This window comes from Sphingomonas carotinifaciens (assembly GCF_009789535.1).
In the GTDB taxonomy this organism is placed as follows: Bacteria; Pseudomonadota; Alphaproteobacteria; order Sphingomonadales; family Sphingomonadaceae; genus Sphingomonas; species Sphingomonas carotinifaciens.
Genome location: NZ_WSUT01000005.1, coordinates 975,976 through 993,509 on the forward strand (window position 1 = coordinate 975,976; position 17,534 = coordinate 993,509).

19 protein-coding genes, 1 pseudogene and 1 riboswitch are annotated in these 17,534 nt (G+C 68.8%); of the genes and pseudogenes, 5 read left to right on the forward strand and 15 right to left on the reverse strand.

The window, feature by feature from the left end; all coding sequences use genetic code 11:
* Positions 1-7: 7 nt before the first annotated feature.
* Both GQR91_RS06605 and GQR91_RS06610 read right to left on the reverse strand, forming a co-directional pair.
* On the reverse strand, positions 8-523 hold the full coding sequence (locus GQR91_RS06605) for a YciE/YciF ferroxidase family protein (RefSeq protein ID WP_112384238.1): 516 nt from the start codon (positions 521-523) through the stop codon (positions 8-10).
* 63 nt (positions 524-586) lie between these two features.
* The gene (locus GQR91_RS06610; protein ID WP_149682347.1) at positions 587-976 is read right to left on the reverse strand and encodes a hypothetical protein; all 390 of its coding nucleotides are present in this window, start codon (positions 974-976) and stop codon (positions 587-589) included.
* A gap of 83 nt (positions 977-1,059) precedes the next feature.
* Here GQR91_RS06610 and ung point away from each other — a divergent pair, with 83 nt between their 5' ends.
* Entirely contained in the window at positions 1,060-1,773 is a 714-nt protein-coding gene (ung, locus tag GQR91_RS06615; protein WP_260173156.1) for a uracil-DNA glycosylase, read from the forward strand.
* 76 nt (positions 1,774-1,849) lie between these two features.
* Here ung and GQR91_RS06620 read toward each other — a convergent pair whose 3' ends face one another.
* A complete protein-coding gene (locus GQR91_RS06620; RefSeq protein ID WP_149682346.1) occupies positions 1,850-2,494 on the reverse strand; it encodes a hypothetical protein in 645 nt (214 codons plus the stop codon).
* Positions 2,495-2,630: 136 nt separating this feature from the next.
* Here GQR91_RS06620 and GQR91_RS06625 point away from each other — a divergent pair, with 136 nt between their 5' ends.
* Both GQR91_RS06625 and GQR91_RS06630 read left to right on the forward strand, forming a co-directional pair.
* Positions 2,631-2,948, forward strand: coding sequence for an alkylphosphonate utilization protein (locus GQR91_RS06625; RefSeq protein WP_149682345.1), 318 nt, complete (start codon positions 2,631-2,633; stop codon positions 2,946-2,948).
* 39 nt (positions 2,949-2,987) lie between these two features.
* Complete coding sequence (locus GQR91_RS06630; RefSeq protein WP_149682344.1) at positions 2,988-3,218, forward strand: type II toxin-antitoxin system Phd/YefM family antitoxin; 231 nt, start codon at positions 2,988-2,990, stop codon at positions 3,216-3,218.
* Between the two features lie 957 nt (positions 3,219-4,175).
* Here the strand turns inward: GQR91_RS06630 and thiC are convergent.
* The 4 genes from thiC to GQR91_RS06650 all read right to left on the reverse strand — a co-directional run bounded on the left by thiC (position 4,176) and on the right by GQR91_RS06650 (position 8,482).
* Complete coding sequence (thiC, locus tag GQR91_RS06635) at positions 4,176-6,023, reverse strand: phosphomethylpyrimidine synthase ThiC (RefSeq protein WP_149682343.1); 1,848 nt, start codon at positions 6,021-6,023, stop codon at positions 4,176-4,178.
* 41 nt (positions 6,024-6,064) lie between these two features.
* Positions 6,065-6,175: riboswitch (TPP riboswitch) on the reverse strand.
* Between the two features lie 225 nt (positions 6,176-6,400).
* Positions 6,401-7,288 carry a MipA/OmpV family protein gene (locus tag GQR91_RS06640; RefSeq protein WP_211368579.1) on the reverse strand — a complete coding sequence of 296 codons (888 nt, stop codon included), beginning with the start codon at positions 7,286-7,288 and terminating at the stop codon, positions 6,401-6,403.
* Positions 7,289-7,359: 71 nt separating this feature from the next.
* Positions 7,360-7,794 carry a DUF2141 domain-containing protein gene (locus GQR91_RS06645; RefSeq protein WP_162843977.1) on the reverse strand — a complete coding sequence of 145 codons (435 nt, stop codon included), beginning with the start codon at positions 7,792-7,794 and terminating at the stop codon, positions 7,360-7,362.
* On the reverse strand, positions 7,703-8,482 hold the full coding sequence (locus GQR91_RS06650; RefSeq protein WP_162853764.1) for a sterol desaturase family protein: 780 nt from the start codon (positions 8,480-8,482) through the stop codon (positions 7,703-7,705). The genes GQR91_RS06645 and GQR91_RS06650 overlap by 92 nt, the downstream gene beginning before the upstream one ends.
* A gap of 201 nt (positions 8,483-8,683) precedes the next feature.
* Here GQR91_RS06650 and GQR91_RS06655 point away from each other — a divergent pair, with 201 nt between their 5' ends.
* Complete coding sequence (locus tag GQR91_RS06655; RefSeq protein WP_149682341.1) at positions 8,684-8,971, forward strand: hypothetical protein; 288 nt, start codon at positions 8,684-8,686, stop codon at positions 8,969-8,971.
* An 87-nt stretch (positions 8,972-9,058) separates the two neighbouring features.
* Here the strand turns inward: GQR91_RS06655 and GQR91_RS06660 are convergent, their stop codons facing one another.
* The 5 genes from GQR91_RS06660 to GQR91_RS06680 all read right to left on the reverse strand — a co-directional run bounded on the left by GQR91_RS06660 (position 9,059) and on the right by GQR91_RS06680 (position 14,148).
* Complete coding sequence (locus GQR91_RS06660; protein WP_149682340.1) at positions 9,059-9,427, reverse strand: hypothetical protein; 369 nt, start codon at positions 9,425-9,427, stop codon at positions 9,059-9,061.
* Between the two features lie 153 nt (positions 9,428-9,580).
* Entirely contained in the window at positions 9,581-10,507 is a 927-nt protein-coding gene (locus GQR91_RS06665) for a cation diffusion facilitator family transporter (protein ID WP_112381833.1), read from the reverse strand.
* A 34-nt stretch (positions 10,508-10,541) separates the two neighbouring features.
* Positions 10,542-11,096, reverse strand: a complete 555-nt coding sequence (locus tag GQR91_RS06670; protein ID WP_149682339.1) for a GNAT family N-acetyltransferase — start codon at positions 11,094-11,096, stop codon at positions 10,542-10,544.
* Positions 11,097-11,123: 27 nt separating this feature from the next.
* Positions 11,124-12,452, reverse strand: coding sequence for an HlyD family type I secretion periplasmic adaptor subunit (locus GQR91_RS06675; RefSeq protein WP_149682338.1), 1,329 nt, complete (start codon positions 12,450-12,452; stop codon positions 11,124-11,126).
* Positions 12,445-14,148, reverse strand: a complete 1,704-nt coding sequence (locus GQR91_RS06680) for a type I secretion system permease/ATPase (RefSeq protein ID WP_149682337.1) — start codon at positions 14,146-14,148, stop codon at positions 12,445-12,447. Before GQR91_RS06680 ends, GQR91_RS06675 begins: the two co-directional genes overlap by 8 nt.
* A 276-nt stretch (positions 14,149-14,424) precedes the next feature.
* Between GQR91_RS06680 and GQR91_RS06685 the strand changes: the two are divergent.
* A pseudogene (locus GQR91_RS06685) lies at positions 14,425-15,371 on the forward strand (glutaminase).
* On the opposite strand, the gene GQR91_RS06690 reads toward GQR91_RS06685, so the two are convergent.
* Genes GQR91_RS06690 through GQR91_RS06700 form a run of 3 tightly spaced genes read right to left on the reverse strand, consistent with a single transcriptional unit; the run spans position 15,283 to position 17,529 of the window.
* A complete protein-coding gene (locus tag GQR91_RS06690; RefSeq protein WP_160146763.1) occupies positions 15,283-15,657 on the reverse strand; it encodes a DUF3325 family protein in 375 nt (124 codons plus the stop codon). The pseudogene GQR91_RS06685 and the gene GQR91_RS06690 sit on opposite strands and share 89 nt — an antisense overlap.
* Complete coding sequence (locus GQR91_RS06695) at positions 15,650-17,221, reverse strand: PepSY-associated TM helix domain-containing protein (RefSeq protein ID WP_149682335.1); 1,572 nt, start codon at positions 17,219-17,221, stop codon at positions 15,650-15,652. Before GQR91_RS06695 ends, GQR91_RS06690 begins: the two co-directional genes overlap by 8 nt.
* Positions 17,218-17,529: an iron transporter gene (locus tag GQR91_RS06700; protein ID WP_149682334.1), complete on the reverse strand. Its 312-nt coding sequence runs from the start codon at positions 17,527-17,529 to the stop codon at positions 17,218-17,220. The genes GQR91_RS06695 and GQR91_RS06700 overlap by 4 nt, the downstream gene beginning before the upstream one ends.
* Between the last annotated feature and the right edge of the window lie 5 nt (positions 17,530-17,534).

Below are 17,534 nucleotides of genomic sequence, written 5' to 3' on the forward strand. Positions count from 1 at the left end.
CGATGCCTCAGGCGCCAGCCAGTTCGGCCTTGGCGTTCACCTTGGACGAGGCCAGCTTGGTCAGCTTCTCGTCGGTGGCCTTTTCCTCGGCCAGCGTTTCGCCGAGCAGCTGCGCGGACTGGCTGCGGCCGAGCTGGTCGGCCCAGGCGATCAGCGTGCCGTAGCGGCTGATCTCGTAATGCTCGACCGCCTGGGCGGCGGCGGTCAGGGCAGCGTCCAGCACCGCCTTGTCCGCGACCTCACCGGCAACCTCGTTGGCTTCCTTGATGATGCCGTCGATCGCGGGGCAGGTGACGCCCTTGGGCTCCAGCCCTTCCAGTTCGAACACGCGCTTCAGCCGGGCGATCTGGCCCTCGGTCTCCCGCAGATGGGTTTCGAAGCCCATGCGCAGTTCGGGGTCGGTGGCCTTTTCGATCATCTTGGGCAGCGCCTTGGTGATCTGCTGCTCGGCGTAATAAACGTCCTGGAGCTGGTGGATGTAGAGATCCTGCAGCGTCTGGATGTCCTTGGAAAACAGGCCCATCGTCTCTCTCCTGGATAGGGTTGCCGCGGTCCCAAACGGGCGGCGCGCGGCATGGTTGCGGATTTACGATGAGCGCGCGGGTTGCGCCGCCAGCGGACCGGTGACGGTGGCGGTGCCGTCATTGGCGAAGACAATCGCCCAGCGCGCGGTGTTGTCGCAGACCGCGTTCCAGGTCGCCAGGCCATTGGTCGGTGCCGCCTCGTTCATCGACGTCACCGCCTGGCAGGAGGCGCCGTCCTGTCCGGAATCGCGGATCGCGCGGAACAGGACGCCGCGGCGCTGCCCCTCCGGCAGGTCGCGGATGCGGGTGCCATAGTCGATGCCCTCCGCCGCGGCGGTTTCCGCGGCATTGGTGACGGGGGTGGCGTTGTCGGCCGCGGTGTCGCTCTGCCCGCAGGCGGCGAGGGGGGCGAGCGCGAGGGCGGCAAGGGCGGTGAGCGTCGAACGGTTCATCGGGTTCCTCCTGTCGGGCGGTTCAACGCGCTGCCGCCGATGTGGTTGCCCCATCGTAACGAAGGCGGCATGGCCGGTGGGATATGACCCAAGCCACACACACGCCCCCCGGCATGCCCGCGCTTCCCGCCGACTGGCAGGCCGCGTTGCAGGCGGAGATGGACGGGCCGCGCTTTGCCGCGCTCGCCGCGTTCCTGGACGACGAGGCACGGCAGGGGCAGGCGATCTTTCCCCCGGCGGAGGACCGGTTCCGCGCGCTGGAGCTGACCCCGCTGGACCGGGTGCGCGTGGTGATATTGGGGCAGGACCCGTATCACGGCGCGGGGCAGGCGCACGGCCTGGCCTTTTCGGTGCGGCCGGGGGTGCGGCCGCCGCCGAGCCTGGTCAACATCTTCAAGGAGATGGAAAGCGACCTGGGGGTGGCGCGCAGCCGCCACGGCCTGCTCGACCATTGGGCGCGGCAGGGCGTGCTGCTGCTCAACAGCGTGCTGAGCGTGCGCGAGGGCGCCGCCGCCTCGCACCAGAAACGCGGATGGGAGCCGTTCACCGATGCGGTGATCCATGCGGTAGCGGCGCGGAGACAGCCGGCGGTGTTCATCCTGTGGGGCGCGCATGCCCAGAAAAAGGCCGCGTTCCTGGACCAGGATGGCGGGCGGCATCTGGTGATCCGCTCCGCCCACCCCTCGCCCCTGTCGGCGCGGCACGGCTTTTTCGGGTCGCGGCCGTTTTCGCGGACGAACGCGTTCCTGGAAGCGCAGGGGCAGGCGCCGATCGACTGGGCGTTGCCGGAGGTTTGAGGGGGCACCGCGCCGCCGGCCGCGGAAGTGGACACTACATCCCCCCTCGCGCCTCCACTTAGAGCGGGACACCGCTCTAGTCCGCGGCATAGCAGCGTTCGTATTCGCGGCGGCGCTGGATCGCGGCCAGATGCTCGCCGCGCAGGATCGTCACCGCCTCCTCCTGTTCCAGCGTGATCAGCCGCAATTCGGGCAGCGGTTTGTGCCGGGGCGGGGTGACGCCGGCTTCCATGTCGTGCGCGTCGTTCTCCACCCGGTTCATCGCGACCTGGAGCAGCATGGCGGCGCCGTCCTGGTGGAAGGAGGGGACGCGGTCCTCGCGCCATTTGCCGAAGCGCTTGGGATCGCGCAGGCGCAGGATGAACATGGTCAGCTTTTCATCGAAGTGGCGGCGCTCGCCGATCTGTTCGCCCTTGTAGAAGATGGGGGTGGCGACGCCGTTGATCGCCCGGTCGAGCGCGGCATCGGCCAGGCGTTGCACCGCGCAGTCGAGTGCGATCCCCCACGCCTCGCGAAAGCTGGCCGCGTCGGGGCGGGCGCGCAGCATATAGGCGGAGGTGGTGCCCATGCCGACCGCCTTGGCCGCCGCCTCGACGTTGCCGGTGGCGGCGAGCGCCTCGATAAAGCCGGTCTGGCGCTCGGGCGTCCAGCCATCGACGCGGGGGCGGACGGGCACGGGGTCGAAATCCCCGGCGGCGGGCGGTTCGGTGCGCTTGCTCATGCGCGGGAATGAACACCGGATGCGGGTGTGTAGGACAGCCCCGCGCCGTCGATTGTTGGATTGGTTCGTGTTTCGTTCCGTGGGTGTGGCGCTTTGGCATCCATCAGGGCATGGAATGCCGCGAAGGAGCATGACGATGAGCAATGGCACGGACGACTATGTCTATGACGAGGCGAGCGGCGAATGGATCAGCGCGGCCGACGCCGCCGCGCGGGCGCCGGGCGGCGATACCGATGGCGGCGTCGAGGTGCGCGACGCGGTGGGCAACGTGCTGGCGGACGGCGATGCGGTGACGCTGATCAAGGACCTGACGGTAAAGGGCGCAGGCCAGACGCTGAAGCGGGGGACGCTGATCAAGTCGATCCGGCTGACCGGCGATGCGCAGGAGATCGACTGCAAGTTCGACGGGATCCGCGGGCTGGTGCTCAGGGCGGAGTTTGTGCGGAAGCGGTGAGGCGTTGACGGTTGGGCGCGCCGGGCTCAATCTTCGTGAATGCGCAGGATCAGCTTTGCCGAGGCGGATGACGATTTCGGGGCGGTGATGGATATGGTCGCCGCGGGTGGCGCGCCGGTTCGGATCGTCTGCGACGATGGCGAGGATGTGGTGGTTGCATCGGCCCGGACATGGGCGGGCATGCAGGAGAGCTTGTACCTGCTGTCCTCGCCGAACAACGCGCGGCGGTTGCTGGACGCTGTGGCGGGATTTGATGCGCGGTGGGGATGAGCATGTCTTGCTCGCCACTTGTCCCCGTTCGTGCCGAGTAGCGACCGAGTAGGCTTCGCAAGAAACCGTATCGAGGGCGCGTATCGAGGCATTGTTCCGTGCGCGGCCCTGCCCCTCGATACACCATCTCGATACGCGGCCTGACGGCCGCTACTCGATGGTTACTCGGGACGAACGGGGGTGGGGCAGATCGGCGCGCACGTCAGTTATGCGGTTTCATTATTGAAGCCGGTACGACCTGCTAGAAGTGTGAAACCATCAGCGTCGACCTGTCAATTCAACGTTATAAGTGGCACACTATAGCCCGTTGATGAGAGGCGTTAGAAATCGTCAAACCGATATGTCGTCGAACCAATGCGATATTGGACGGCAAAATTTTGTTTGACTCGAAAGCGCGTTTCGGCAACTTTTCCTCTCATCGAGGGGATATCCCACGATAGGTCGTCGTACCGATGCGAGGGGAATATCACTCCCCCGCATTAGCGGGGACCGAAACGAAATTAGGGCCGCTGTTGGCGCAGCGACCCTAATGAAGGCAGGCATCCCACCTCGTGCTCTTTGCAAGCGTGCGAGAATTTAGTGGGCCTTTGTTCTCAGGTCAACCAGCCCTTGGTGCCGGGGCTGGAACTGAAGGCGATTATTCATGAGCACTCGCAAACCCATCGGCACACGCGCTCGTACCGGCGAAAGCTGTCCGGAGTCGGGGTCTGGAAGGCCATCTCCAGTCCTTCCACTACCGCGCCGATTTCGAAAGGCAATCGGATGCCTCCCTACAATGGTCAAGCCGTTACGTGGGAACTGATCCGGCACGCCTGACGATTGGCTGTAGCCGTTCAACAAGCTGTCAGCCTCTCCCCTTCAGGGGGAGGGGTTGGGGTGGGGCGGTTCAAGCGATCCGCCCGTGGACAGGCCCCACCCCCGGCCCCTCCCCTGAAGGGGAGGGATGTTCGAGGCGGCTTACTCCGCTGCGGGCAGATACACCTCGCTGCCCTTCTCGCGGAACGTTTCGCTCATCCTCGCCATGCCGGCTTCCGCTTCCTCGGTGGCGACGAAGGTTTCCACCGGCGCGTTCTGCTTGGCGGCGAACTCGCGGACCTCCTGCGTGATCTTCATCGAGCAGAATTTGGGGCCGCACATCGAGCAGAAATGCGCGGTCTTGGCGCCTTCGGCCGGGAGGGTCTGGTCGTGGTAGGATTCGGCCGTGTCGGGGTCGAGCGACAGGTTGAACTGGTCGCGCCAGCGGAAGTCGAAGCGGGCGCGCGACAGGGCGTCGTCGCGCAGTTTCGCGGCCGGGTGGCCCTTGGCGAGATCGGCGGCGTGGGCGGCGAGCTTGTACGTCACCACGCCGACCTTCACGTCGTCGCGGTCGGGCAGGCCCAGATGCTCCTTGGGCGTGACGTAGCAGAGCATCGCGGTGCCGTACCAGCCGATCATCGCGGCACCGATGCCGCTGGTGATATGGTCGTAGCCGGGCGCGATGTCGGTGGTGAGCGGCCCCAGGGTGTAGAAGGGCGCCTCACCGCAGACCTGAAGCTGCTTCTCCATGTTTTCCTTGATCTTGTGCATCGGCACATGGCCGGGGCCCTCGATCATCACCTGCACGTCCTGCGCCCAGGCACGGTGGGTGAGCTCGCCCAGCGTATAGAGCTCGCTGAACTGCGCCTCGTCATTGGCGTCGGCGATGCTGCCGGGGCGCAGGCCGTCGCCGAGCGAATAGGCGATGTCATACGCCTTCATGATCTCGGTGATCTCGTCGAAGCGCTCGTAGAGGAAGCTCTCCTTGTGATGCGCCAGGCACCATTTCGCCATGATGCTGCCGCCGCGCGACACGATGCCGGTGACGCGCTTGGCGGTCATCGGGATGTAGGGCAGGCGGACGCCGGCATGGATGGTGAAATAGTCGACGCCCTGCTCGGCCTGTTCGATCAGCGTGTCGCGGAAGATCTCCCAGGTCAGGTCCTCGGCGATGCCGCCGACCTTTTCCAGCGCCTGGTAGATCGGCACGGTGCCGATCGGCACGGGGCTGTTGCGGATGATCCATTCGCGGGTGTCGTGGATGTTGCGGCCCGTCGACAGGTCCATCACCGTGTCGGCGCCCCAGCGGATCGACCAGACGAGCTTGTCGACTTCCGACGCGACGTTGCTGGCGACCGCGCTGTTGCCGATATTGGCGTTGATCTTGACCAGGAAGTTGCGGCCGATCGCCATCGGCTCGGATTCGGGATGGTTGACGTTGTTGGGGATGATCGCGCGGCCGCGGGCGACCTCGTCCCGCACGAATTCGGGGGTGACATAGTCGGGGATCGCCGCGCCGAAGCTTTCGCCGTCGCGGACATAGTCCTTCAGCATCTGGCGGCCGAGATTTTCGCGGGTGGCGACATATTCCATCTCGGGCGTGATGATGCCGCGCCGGGCGTAATGCATCTGGCTGACATTGGCGCCGGGCTTTGCGCGCAAGGGGCGCTTGATCAGGCGGGGGAATTGGGGGACGCCGCCGGAGCGGTCGGGGCCGAGCTGGCCATTATCCTCCGGGCGGATTTCGCGGGCGTCGTAGCTTTCCACGTCGCCGCGCGCCTCGATCCAGTTGCGGCGCAGTTGCGGCAGGCCGGCCATGATGTCGATGCGGGCGTCCGGGTCGGTATAGGGGCCGGAGGTGTCGTAGACGCGAAGCGGCGGCTCGCCCGAGGAGGGGTCGAGATGGATTTCGCGCATCGCCACGTTCAGCGGGCCGACATGGACTTTCTTCGATCCGCGGATCGGGCCGGTGGTGACGCCAATTTCGGTACGGGCGGGTACGTCTGCCATCTCTTCTCTCCTTTGGGGAGGGAGACGGGTAGCCCGGAGGGGTTGCGCCGACTTCCACTCCCTACGCCGGTGTCAACCGGATCAGGTTCGGCGGGTCGGAGCGTCCTCGCTCCCTCTCAACCGCAGTATCGGCGGTCCCCCGGGGATGGCGTGGAGCATAGGGGGTCGGCGCCTGAACGCCAAACAAAAAGGGGCCGACTTGACTCGCAAACTCGCGGAAGAGCGAGTTTGGAGGCGGCGCCGGCCCGCTCCCCCACGGGTCCCTGCAAAGTAATACTTTGCAGGGCTACCCTCACCCGGCCTCCCATCAAGGATACTCTGTGGGAGGTCGGGTGGGGGAGCGGGCCGGCGCCGCGAACGCGCACCGGCGCGTTCAATCAGAAAGTGTAACCGATGCCGAGCGCGCCGATCCACTGGCTGCGCTTGCCGGCGATCGAGACGACGGGGCTGTCGGCGAAGTCGTTGAGCATGTCGCGGTAGACGACACCGCCGACGACCTTCCAGCCCTTCAGCAGATTGCCGGTGATCGAATAGGTGCCCATCGCGCCGAGCGCCCAGTTCTTCCAGCCCTTGCGCGCATTATAGACGGGCAGGGTGCTGGCGACGCTCTGGGTGGGATCGATCGAGAAATAGGTGCGGGCATAGCCGGCCCCGGCATGCTCGGCCGAGGCGAACAGGCCCACCGCCGCCTTGGTGCTGAGCGGGGTGAAATAGTTGATCGTCGGCTGCCAGATCGCGCTGTCATGGGCATTGCTGACATCGTGGCGGTAGCTGAGCGAGACGGACAGGCGGTCATACGGGCTGGTGATGACGCCGGTCTTGCCGATGCCGACAAAGCCGCCGAGTTCGATCGCGGTCTTCACCTCGCCAAGCGCGCGGACGCGCGCGTCGTCGATCGAGTCGACGTTGTTGCGGTTGAAGTTGATGACGCCGATCGGACCGGCCTGGAAATCCCAGTTGGGGCCGGGCCGGTTGGGGATCAGGTCGATCGAGGCGCGGTTTCCGATGACGGTGAAGTTGTAGCCGCCAACCGAACCCAGAACGCCGGGCGCGGGCGTCCACTGGTAATCGTTCGACCCTTCGTAGTCGGTGATGAGGGCCGCGGCCACTGCGACGGTGACGGTGTCGCGGTCGAAGTCTTCGGGATCGACGCCGGTCGGGGCGCGCGACGCGTCCGGCGGGGTGCTGGCGTCCTGCGCGGCGACAGGCGTGGCGGCCACGAGCGCGAGCGCCGGGACAAGGAAACGGAAGGCGGCGGAGCGCAAGACGGAAAACTCCCTGTACGATTATCCAGGGCGCAACGCCCTGCAATCAGTTTGTGTCCGAAGCGTTCCCGTCAGAAGATGTAACGCATCCGTACCTGTTGCCGATCGGTCACATCGGCCAGGGTGAAGCGCGCCGCCGAAAAGCGCGGCGGGCCGAAGCGGATCGCGGGATTGCGCGAGAATCCAAAGCCTTCGCGCGGGATGCCGGCGATGGTGTCGAGCTTGGCATTGCCGTTTTCGTCATGGATCACGGCCAGCGCATAGGCACCGCGGGGAAGACCGTCGAAATGGATGCTGCTCTGGTCGGCGGGGACCGAGCGGGTGACGGCGCGGACATCGTCGACGCAGGCGGGGAAATTGTCCGGGTCCGCGGTCAGGCAGACGCGGATCATCCCCTTGGCCGAACGGAGGTGATCAACCCCGACGTCGAGCCGCGACACGGGTGCTGCGCCCAGTATCAGGCCCGCCGCCGCCAGCAGCGCGCCCGCGCCGCTCAGCCTGCGCATGCGCGCGGGCGAAATCGCCCAGCCCCCGGTCGGTGCCGCACAGCCGGTCCCAGATGCGGAAGTAGAGGCCATAATTACATCCATATTGTTCATGGTGCCGCTGATGATGGCTGGCGGTGATGAGCCAGCCCCCCAGCGGCCCCTGCCACACGGCGCGGGGAAAGACCTCCCAGCCCATATGGTTCGTCACCCCCATAACGGTCATGACGGTGAGGACCAAGGCGAGTGCGCTAACATGGATCGGAATCGCGAAGACCAGTAGCGGAATTGCCACAGCGCCGGTCACCGCCTCCACCGGGTGAAAGGCCATCGCCGCCCAGGCGGTGGGCGGGCGGCTGGCATGATGGACGGCGTGTGCCAGCTTGAACACCTTTGGCCGGTGCATCCAGCGGTGCGTCCAGTAGAACCAGGTGTCGTGCGCGAAGAGGTAGAGCAGCACCGAGACCGGCCAGTACCAGAGCGGCCAGGCATGAAGGTCGCTGTAGATCCGCGTCCAGCCGTGATTCTGCCAGCCCCAGGCGATGATGCCGGCAGGCAGGCCGTAGATGGCGGCGGAGGCGAGGCTCCATGCGATCTCGCGCCGCATCTGCGCGTCCAGCCCGGCATATAGCCGGGGGTGACGTACGCGGGTGGCAAAGGCGAACGCCCCCGACACGATCAGGTAGCGGATGCCGACGATCGCAGTCATCGCAAGCGCGGACAGGAGGATGGCGAGGATCACGCCGGCCAGTGTAGCCGATCGCGGGCTGGGTGTCCGTCCGGAAATGCGCCCGGGACCGGCGCTGCCGCGAAATTCGCCCGTTCGCGATCCTTCCGACCACGCTCTCCGATTGAACGGCTTTGCGATGTCGGTCGTTGTCGGCGCGGAGAGATGCAAGGAGTGTGGATCATGGCGATCAACGAGCCGAACAATGCACAGGACATGCCCGAGGCCCCGCGCGAGGAAGGCAGCGCCGCGGCGATCCTGTCGGGTGCGCAGATGGACGGCGCACCGGGCGGCGGCGGGCTGGGCGGAGCATCGGCCGCCGACGTGCTGAGCGGATCGGGGCGGACGCCGGCCGGGACCTCGCCGAATGCACCGATCGACACGAGGGTGGATGCCGGCGACCGCGACGCCGATGCCGAAGCGCGCGTGCAGGCGGTGGACGGCAACGAGGCGGAGGGGCATCCTTCCTGACGGGCATCCTTGCTGCCGGTCGGGCGCCCCGCCGAACCGCCGTGCGGGGGGGGGGGGGCGGGTGGTTCCACCCCCCTCGTCTTCCCGTCAGCCGGCGGAATAGGCCATATCGAACTTACCGTTGTTCGGGTGGCCGATCTGCCAGGTGGTGGGCGGCCCCTTTTCGAAGGTGACCGTGTAGGTTTCGATGCGATCGGCATCGCCGCCGGTTGCGGCAACGAAGGTCATGGCCTTGATCGCACCGGCAGCGGCGAGACTGGATTGCAGGGCGGGCAGTTGTTCCCGACAGGCGGCGAGCAGCGCATCCCCCATCACATCGGCGGGGCACTGCCCGGCGGCGGTGCCCGACAGCATCACCCTGAGCGCGTCGCCGAACTTGCCGCCATCGGCCGCGCTTGCCGGGGAGAGTGTGACCGCACCCACGGCAATGGCCAGTGCTGCAACGCTGCGACGCATGACGATCCTCCCCCTTGACGATGGCGGCATCATGTTTCGTGTCGAAATCATGCGCAAGGGGACCGGCGGGCAAAATATGGGCATGGCCGGATGCGTTTACGCACCGCCGAACGAACCATCGATCCTGTTCGAACCATCGTGGCGCATGTCCTCTCACACCGCCCATTCGGGATCGGTGGTGAAGACGATGGTCAGCCAGCGATTGGGGGTGTCGTCGCCCAGTTCCTCGCCGATGCGGTCGCGCAGCGCGTCCCATTCCTCGAGGCGGCGGGCGGGGGTGTCGGGGGGAACGATGAAGTTCAGTTCGATCTGGGTGCCGCGCCCGACGCGCGCGACATAGGCGCGGTAGGAGACGAAGCCATAGCGGTCGACGGTGGCCTGCGCGATGCCGTCGACCCGCAGCTTGAGCGCGGGGGGCGTGACGAGAAGGATGTCGGAGACGGCGGCGCGGATGGTTTGAAAGGGGGCGGGGATGATGACGAGGCAGATGACGACAAGCGCGGCGGGATCGACATAGGGCGTCATCCAGGCATGGCGCGTCCCCTGGAGCATGGCGCCAAGCGCGAAGGCGACGAACAGCGCGGCGCCCAGCGCCGAGGTCATGATCCATGCCCTGCCGTCCAGTGCGACCAGTTGCGAGCGGACGGTGCGGTTGGCGCGGGTGACATAGACCGCCATCGCGATGTCGGCGGCGGTGCCGATCGCGGCATAGGCCATGGCCGGGCCGAAGGAGAGCGGCCGCCCGTCCGACAACAGGGCGGTGATCGCATTGACCAGCGCATAGATGGACGCGCCCGTCAGCAGCACGCCGTTCAGCCCCAGCACGATCGGCTCCAGATGCCAGAAGCCCATGGTGAACCGCTCGTGCAGCCGCCCGCCCGCGGCATCCGCGGCGTTGGAGGCGGCGATCAGCCGCGCGACGCCGAGCGCCAGCGCGGTCATCGCCGCGTCGGCGAGCGAATACATGCCGTCGAACACGATCGCGTCCGACCCGGCGATCGTACCGACGACGACACCCACCCCCGCCAGCATGACGGTGACGATCATCGAGTTGCGCAGGAGACGCTGCTCGCCGTTCATGGTCGGTGGGTCCCGAAAACGATTGCGCGGGGGATTATGCGCGGTTCGCGGTGGCGGGGGAAGGGCGGGTGAGGATGTGGACCGGGTGGCCGGCATAGAGCGCGTCGCGGGCGGGGCGGTAGCCGAGGCGGGCGGCGAGGCGCAGCGAGGGGGCGTTGGCGGGATCGATGATGCAGCAGGTGCGCGCGATGCCGCGGCCGTCGGCCCCGTGACCATCCGCCCAGGCGAGGATCGCGGCAAGCGCCTCCCCGGCAAAGCCGCGGCCATGCACCGCGGGGGCGAGCGCCCAGCCGAGTTCGGGCGCGTCCAGCGGCGGATCGATCGCGCGGCGCGCCTCCAGCAGGCCGATATCGCCGATCGGCGGGCCGCCGCCACGTTCGCGCACGACCCATGAGCCATAGCCGAACGCCTGCCACTGGCCGATCGAGCGGAGCAGGCGGAGCCACACCTCTTCGCGCGAACGGGGCTGTCCGCCGATCATCGCGTACACCGCGGGTTCGGACCACATGGCGGCGAGCGCGTCGAGATCGTCCGGGTGATGGGCGGTGAGGGTCAGCCGGTCGGTGTGAAGGGTGGGGGCCTGGGTCATCGGAGCAGCGTAGCGCGCTTTTGCGCATCAATGCTCGCGGAAAGAGGACCAGAAGGCGCCAACCAGCGGTTCCAGCGCGTAATCGAGTGCGGTGCGGCGGCGGAGCGGCACAAGGACCTCGGCGGGCATGCCGGGGCGCAGCCCATAGGGCTTGCCGGTGCCGTCCTTCAGCCGGGCGAGTTGCGCCGGCGGGACGGTGACCTCGCCGGTGAAGAAGCTCTGGCCGGTCTTCTCGTCGGTCAGCGCGTCGGCGGACAGGCGGGTCAGGCGGGCGTCGAGATCGGGCAGGGCGCGGTCGTGCAGGCCGGGAAACTTCACGCGCGTCGCCTGACCCACCGCAAGATCGTCGGCATCGTCCGGGCTGATGCGGACCTGGATCAGAAGCTGGGTGCGCTCGGGCACGATGTCCATCAGCGTCTGGCCGGGCGCGATGACGCCGCCGGGGGTGAAGACCGACAGGCCGACGACGGCGCCGGTGACGGGCGCGCGGATTTCGGTGCGCGCCAGCTGGTCGCGCGCGGCGGCGAGTTTCGGGAGGATCTCGCCCAGGCTCGTCTCCACCTCGCGCAGGTCGGCGGCGGTGCGTTCGCGAAAGGTGCGCTCGGCCTCCAGCACCTGATAGCGGCTTTCGCGGGCGGCCTCGCGGGTCTGCGCGACGCTGGCGGCATATTGGCCCTGCTGGCCGATCATCTCGGCACGCTGGCGCTCCAGCTCGCGCAGGCGGGTCTGCGAGACGAAACCCTTTTCCGCGACGGGGCGGAGCGCGGCGAGTTGCGCGTCGATCAGGCGGAGCTGTTCCCTGGCGGAGACGACCTGGGTGCCGTAGCCGCGACCCTGTTCCCCCGACTGCGCGGCGCGCTGGCCAAGTGCCTGGCGCTGCGCGGTGAGGGTGGCGCGGCGGGCATCGAGTTCGGTCTGTTGCAGGCGCAGCGCCAGGCGGGCGGCGTCGCGATCCTCCGGGATCAGCGTGGCATATTCGGCGGGCGCAGCGACGGTCGTGGCGCCGAGCTGTTCGGCCTCCAGCCGGGCGCGCTGGGCGAGCAGGCGGATGGCTTGTGCGGAGAGCGCGCGTTCCTGCGCCACGACGTCGGCGGCGGCGAGGCTGGCGAGAAGCTGGCCCTTTGCCACCCGCTGCCCTTCGCGGACCAGAATCTGGCGCAGCACGCCGCCGTCGCGGTGCTGCACCGTCTGGCGCTGGCCGGAGACGACCAGCGTGCCGGGGGCATAGGCGGCGGCGTCGAGGCGGACAAAGGCGGCCCAGCCGAGGAACAGGACGAAGAACAGCACGGCGACGATGCCGCCTGTGCGGATGTCGCGGCCGGGATCGGCCATTGGCGGGGCGGCGGGGTCAGCCATGGATGGCGGGCGGGGCGGGCGTGGCCCGAAGCTTGGGCGGGGTGATGCGCGGCAGTATCTCGTCGCGCGGGCCGTAGAGATCGACGCGGCCGTCGCGCAGGACGAGCAGCTTGTCGACCGCGGGCAGGATGCTGAGCTTGTGCGAGACGACGACCACGGTGCGGCCGGCCTGTCTGGCGCGGGTGAGTGCGGCGACAAGGGCGGCATCGCCATCCGAATCGAGATGGGCGTTGGGCTCGTCGAGGACCAGCAGCGCGGGATCGCCGTAAAGGGCGCGGGCGAGCGCGATGCGCTGCGCCTGTCCGGCGGAGACGCCGCGGCCGCCGAGCGACAGGCGGTGGTCGAAGCCATGGGGCAGCCGCTGGATCAGGTCGCGCGCGCCGACCGCATCGGCCGCGGCGATGACGGCGGCGTCGATCGTGGCGCGGTCCTCCCCCAAGTCACCGGCGAAACGCGCGATGTTCTGGGCGACGGTGCCGGCGAAGAGGGCGGTGTCCTGCGGCAGATAGCCGAGGTGGCGGGCGAGGCGTTCGGGGTCCCAGTCGGCGAGGTCGGCGCCGTCGAGGCGGACGATGCCGCGATCGGGGCGGATGGCGCCGACCAGGAGGCGGGCGAGGGTGGACTTGCCGGCGCCCGAGGCGCCGACGACGGCGACGACCTCGCCGGGCAGGATGGAGACGGAAATGTTGGTGAGGACGGCGCGGTCGCCACCGGGGGCGAGGACGGTGACGCCCTCAACCGCGAGGGCGCCGCGCGGTGGGGGGAGGGTGGTCGGCGAGGGCTGGGCGTGGGCCTGGCCGAGCATGGTGTCGAGGCGGGCGTAGCTGCTGCGGGCTTGCGCGATGCTGCGCCAGGTGGCGACGAGCTGTTCGATGGGGGCGAGCGCGCGGGCGATGAGGAAGGAGGCAGCGAAGATCGCGCCGGCCGAGATCATGTCGTCGATGGCGAGCAGCGCGCCGAGGCCGAGCGCCAGGCTTTGCAGCGCGAGGCGGGTGAATTTGGTGGCCGTCAGGTAGCTGCCGCCGGCCAGTCCCGCCTCGGTCTGGGCGACGAGCATCGCATCGCGCTCGCGCTGCTGGCGGGCGACAAGGGCGCGGCGCATGCCGAGCGCGCGCACCGCCTCCGCCGAGGAGAGCGCGGCGTCCTGCGCGGCATAGGTGCGCGCGGCGATCGCCTGTGCCTGATCGAGCCGGGGGCGCGTGGCACGTTCGTTGGCGAGCGCGATCAGCGGCAGGGCGATGCCGCCGAGCAGCGCGACCGCGCCGATCCAGGGATGCACGACGAAACAGACGAGGATGTAGAAGGGCAGCCACGGCGCGTCGAACAGCGCCAGCATCGCCGGGCCGGTAAGGGTGGCGCGGAACTGGTCGAAATCACGCAACGCCTGCCGCGCCTCGGGTGCCTCGGGCCGGCCGAGCGTGGCATCGAGGAGATGCGGGGCGACCGCGGCGTCGAGCGCGACCCCGGCGCGGGTGAGCAGGCGGGTGCGGGTGCGATCGAGCAGCGCCAGCGTCAGCAGCGCAAAGAGCAGCACCAGGGTGAGGAAGAGCAAGGTCTGCCCCCCGCGGGTCGGCACCACCCGGTCATAGACCTGCAGCATGTAGAGGGTGGGGGCCAGGTAGAGCAGGTTGAGCAGCGCACTGAACACCGCCGCCGCGGCGAAATGGCGGCGGCATTGCGCGAGGGCGGCGCGCATCGGGCTGTCGGAACCGGGCGACATCAATGGGTTGGAGCGTACACCATCGAAGGGGGTGACCCAAGGGGGGTATTTGCGGTGGCGGTTCGCGCTTCCCCTTCCCAACATCCGTTCGGCCTGAGCGAAGTCGAAGGCCACGCCGTACCGCTTGTGCTTCGACTTCGCTCAGCACGAACGGAGGTGATGGCGGCCTACTGGCGTGCTTCGACGGGTGGATGGCCTTCGCTCGGCACGAACGGAGGTGGTGGATCGGATATCGATGCCCTAGGATCGGGCATGGTCGACCTGTCCGCCGTCATTGCCGAGATCGCCGCGGAGATGAAGGCGGCGCCCGACCGGGGGGTGCCGGCGCAGTATATTCCGGGTTTACGCGACGTCGATCCGGCGCGGTTCGGGATGGCGGTGATCGAGATGGACGGGACGTGCCATCTGGCGGGCGACGCGGAAGAGGCGTTCTCGATCCAGAGCATTTCCAAGGTCTTCGCCCTGACGCTGGCGCTGGGCGCGGTGGGCGACCAGTTGTGGACGCGGGTGGGGCGGGAGCCGTCGGGCACCGCGTTCAACTCGATCGTGCAGCTTGAGACCGAACACGGCATCCCGCGCAACCCGTTCATCAATGCCGGCGCGATCGTGGTGTCGGACGTGCTGCTCGGCCGGCACGAACCGCGCGAGGCGATCGGCGAGATGCTGCGCTTCGTGCGCGGGCTGGCGGAGGAGGAGGACATCATCGTCGACCGCGCCGTCGCCGCCGCCGAGATGGAGACGGGGCACCGCAACATGGCGCTGGCGCATTACATGCACGCCTTCGGCAACCTGAAGAACCCGGTCGAGCGGGTGCTGGGTTTCTATTTCCACCAATGTGCGCTGGCGATGAGTTGCCGGCAACTGGCGCTGGCGGGGCGCTACCTGATGGCGCGCGGGGTGCAGCCCGGCGCCACCGCCGGGGAAAGGGGCGATTGGTGGTGTCGCCGCAGCGGGCGCGGCGGATCAATGCGGTGATGATGACCTGCGGCCATTATGACGGATCGGGCGAGTTCGCCTTTCGCGTCGGCCTGCCCGGCAAGTCGGGCGTGGGCGGCGGCATCCTGGCGATCGCGCCGTGCAAGGCATCGATCGCCGTGTGGTCGCCGGGGCTCAACGCCCGCGGGAATTCGCAGCTGGGGACACTCGCGCTGGAACGGCTCGTGCAGCGGACGGGCTGGTCGGTGTTCGACCCCGGCTGAGCGCCAGTGCCCGGCGCAGGGGCGCAAAGGCGAGCGCGGGGCGGAAGGACAGCAGCAGGACGAGCGCGACACCCGCGACCGAGGCGGCACCCAGCGCACGGACGACGCGCTCGCCGGTGAGTTCTGTGCCGCAGGTGGTGAAGGCGAGAACGAGCGCGAGGCTGCCGAGGAAGCGCAGCGCACGCTTGGCGCGGGGATCGCAGACCCCGGCCTCCCGGCAATGCTTGTGCGAGGCGGCGGCCATCAGCCACAGGCCGAGAAAGCTCAAGAGGATGGCGTCAGGCATGGACGAGCTGCTCCTGTCGGGGGGCGGTGGTGCGGCGCCCTTTCGGCGCGGGGGGACGGCGGCTGGCGCGCCAGGCGGCGAGCGCCAGGGTGAGGGCGATGACCAGGGTGGCGATGTCGACGCCGGCAAAGACCATGTCGCCGGTCGCCAGCGCGTGGAACAGGCCGCGGTCGGTGGTCGCGGCATCGACGATGGGGATCGCCGCCCAGGCCAGCGCGCCGAGCGCGAAGAGCTCGGCCCAGGCGCGGCGGGCGGGGCGGGCGAGCTGGACGAGGGACAGGATGCCCCAGACCCAGAACATCGCGGATACCTCGGTGGCGGCGCGCCCCTGTGCCTGTGCCGGGATCAGGCGGTTGGCGAGCAGATAGGCGGCCATGCCGATCGGAAAGGCGGCGACGACGGCGATGTTGAGCCGTTCGACCAGGCGCAGGCCGAAAAAGGGCGCGGCGTTCGGGCGGCGGCGCTTGGTGGTCCAGAGCAACAGGCCGGTGCCGACCATCGCCGCGCCGGTCAGGCCGAGCGCGAAATAGGCCCAGCGCAGCGCCGGCCCGGCGAAGCCGGCGATGTGCAGGCCGAGCATGACGCCGGCGGTGGAGAGCGCGGGGCCGGCGTCGGGGGCGACGGCGAGGACGCGGCCGGTGGCGCCGTCATAGGTGATGGAGGGGGTGCGCGCGTTGATCGAGCCCCGGGTGTGGCGGCTGACGGTGACGGTGGCGGCGGCGTCGTTGGGGTGGCGGACGACGAGGCGGGTGGCGGGCTTGCCCCAGCGGCCCTCCGCATCGCGCACCAGTGCGGCGACATCGACCAGCGGGGCGCGGCGGCCGCTTGCCTCGCCCTCGGCGGGCAGGCCATAGGCGGCCTCGGCAAAGGCGAGCGGTTTGGCGTAGTTCGCCGCCACCGGCCAGGGCATATACATCGCGACCAGCGTGATGAGCCCGGTATAGGTGATCATCGCATGATAGGGCAGGGCGAGGACGGCGGACACGTTGTGCGCGTCGAGCCATGACCGCTGCCCCTTGTTCCAGCGCAGCGTGAAGAAGTCGGCGAAGATGCGCTTGTGGGTGATGACGCCCGAGATGATCGCGCCGAGCATGAACATCGCGCACAGCCCGGCCAGCCAGCGGCCCCAGGGGTGCGGCAGCTGAAGCTGGAAATGGAAGCGGTAGAAATGCTCGCCGCCGCGCGTGTCGCGGGCGTGGAGATCGGCACCGGTGGCGGGATCGAGCGTGATCTCGCCGGGGCCGCGCTGCGGCTTGCCGTCGGGGCCGGGGGCGAGCAGGCGAAAGGCGCGGGTGGCGACCGTGCGGTCGTCGGGCAGGTAGATATACCATTGCACATCGTCCGGCCCGTCCGCGTTCAATCGGCGGACCGCGGCGCCCGCGGCCTGCGACGGCGAGACGGCGGCGGGGCGGATCTCCGGCTGCATCCACTGGGTGATTTCCGGGCGGAAATAGCTGGCCGTGCCGGTCAGGAACATCGTGAACAGGATCCAGCCGGCGAGAAGGCCCAGCCAGCCATGGATCGTCGCCATCGACTGGCGCAGGCCGATCGCCGCGGCACTCACGGACGGACGCCCAGCAGGCGGAGCGCGGCGAACCCCAGCGCCGCGCCGCCCCAGATCACCAGCGACACGCGGCCCAGCCGGTGGTCGTGCAGCCCCCACAGGCCGACCGAGACGAAGACGAGGAAACTGAGCACCATGCCCCATCCGGTCGCCTCCGCCCGGTCGATCGGCAGCAGCCGGGCGAGAAGCGTCACGCCGACCGCGGCAAAGGCGTAGCCACCGAACAGCACCGTCACGCAGCGCCAGACGACGCCGGCGCTGTGGCGCGCGGCGGCATGGCGAGAGGCGGGAACGGGGCCGGCGGACATAAGTG

Bases quoted from the DNA above. Each gene is read 5' to 3' on its own strand.
- GQR91_RS06605 (WP_112384238.1), bottom strand. From the start codon at position 523: ATGGGCCTGTTTTCCAAGGACATCCAGACGCTGCAGGATCTCTACATC.
- GQR91_RS06610 (WP_149682347.1), bottom strand. From the start codon at position 976: ATGAACCGTTCGACGCTCACCGCCCTTGCCGCCCTCGCGCTCGCCCCC.
- ung (WP_260173156.1), top strand. From the start codon at position 1,060: ATGACCCAAGCCACACACACGCCCCCCGGCATGCCCGCGCTTCCCGCC.
- GQR91_RS06620 (WP_149682346.1), bottom strand. From the start codon at position 2,494: ATGAGCAAGCGCACCGAACCGCCCGCCGCCGGGGATTTCGACCCCGTG.
- GQR91_RS06625 (WP_149682345.1), top strand. From the start codon at position 2,631: ATGAGCAATGGCACGGACGACTATGTCTATGACGAGGCGAGCGGCGAA.
- GQR91_RS06630 (WP_149682344.1), top strand. From the start codon at position 2,988: ATGCGCAGGATCAGCTTTGCCGAGGCGGATGACGATTTCGGGGCGGTG.
- thiC (WP_149682343.1), bottom strand. From the start codon at position 6,023: ATGGCAGACGTACCCGCCCGTACCGAAATTGGCGTCACCACCGGCCCG.
- GQR91_RS06645 (WP_162843977.1), bottom strand. From the start codon at position 7,794: ATGCGCAGGCTGAGCGGCGCGGGCGCGCTGCTGGCGGCGGCGGGCCTG.
- GQR91_RS06650 (WP_162853764.1), bottom strand. From the start codon at position 8,482: ATGACTGCGATCGTCGGCATCCGCTACCTGATCGTGTCGGGGGCGTTC.
- GQR91_RS06655 (WP_149682341.1), top strand. From the start codon at position 8,684: ATGGCGATCAACGAGCCGAACAATGCACAGGACATGCCCGAGGCCCCG.
- GQR91_RS06660 (WP_149682340.1), bottom strand. From the start codon at position 9,427: ATGCGTCGCAGCGTTGCAGCACTGGCCATTGCCGTGGGTGCGGTCACA.
- GQR91_RS06665 (WP_112381833.1), bottom strand. From the start codon at position 10,507: ATGAACGGCGAGCAGCGTCTCCTGCGCAACTCGATGATCGTCACCGTC.
- GQR91_RS06670 (WP_149682339.1), bottom strand. From the start codon at position 11,096: ATGACCCAGGCCCCCACCCTTCACACCGACCGGCTGACCCTCACCGCC.
- GQR91_RS06675 (WP_149682338.1), bottom strand. From the start codon at position 12,452: ATGGCTGACCCCGCCGCCCCGCCAATGGCCGATCCCGGCCGCGACATC.
- GQR91_RS06680 (WP_149682337.1), bottom strand. From the start codon at position 14,148: ATGCGCGCCGCCCTCGCGCAATGCCGCCGCCATTTCGCCGCGGCGGCG.
- GQR91_RS06690 (WP_160146763.1), bottom strand. From the start codon at position 15,657: ATGCCTGACGCCATCCTCTTGAGCTTTCTCGGCCTGTGGCTGATGGCC.
- GQR91_RS06700 (WP_149682334.1), bottom strand. From the start codon at position 17,529: ATGTCCGCCGGCCCCGTTCCCGCCTCTCGCCATGCCGCCGCGCGCCAC.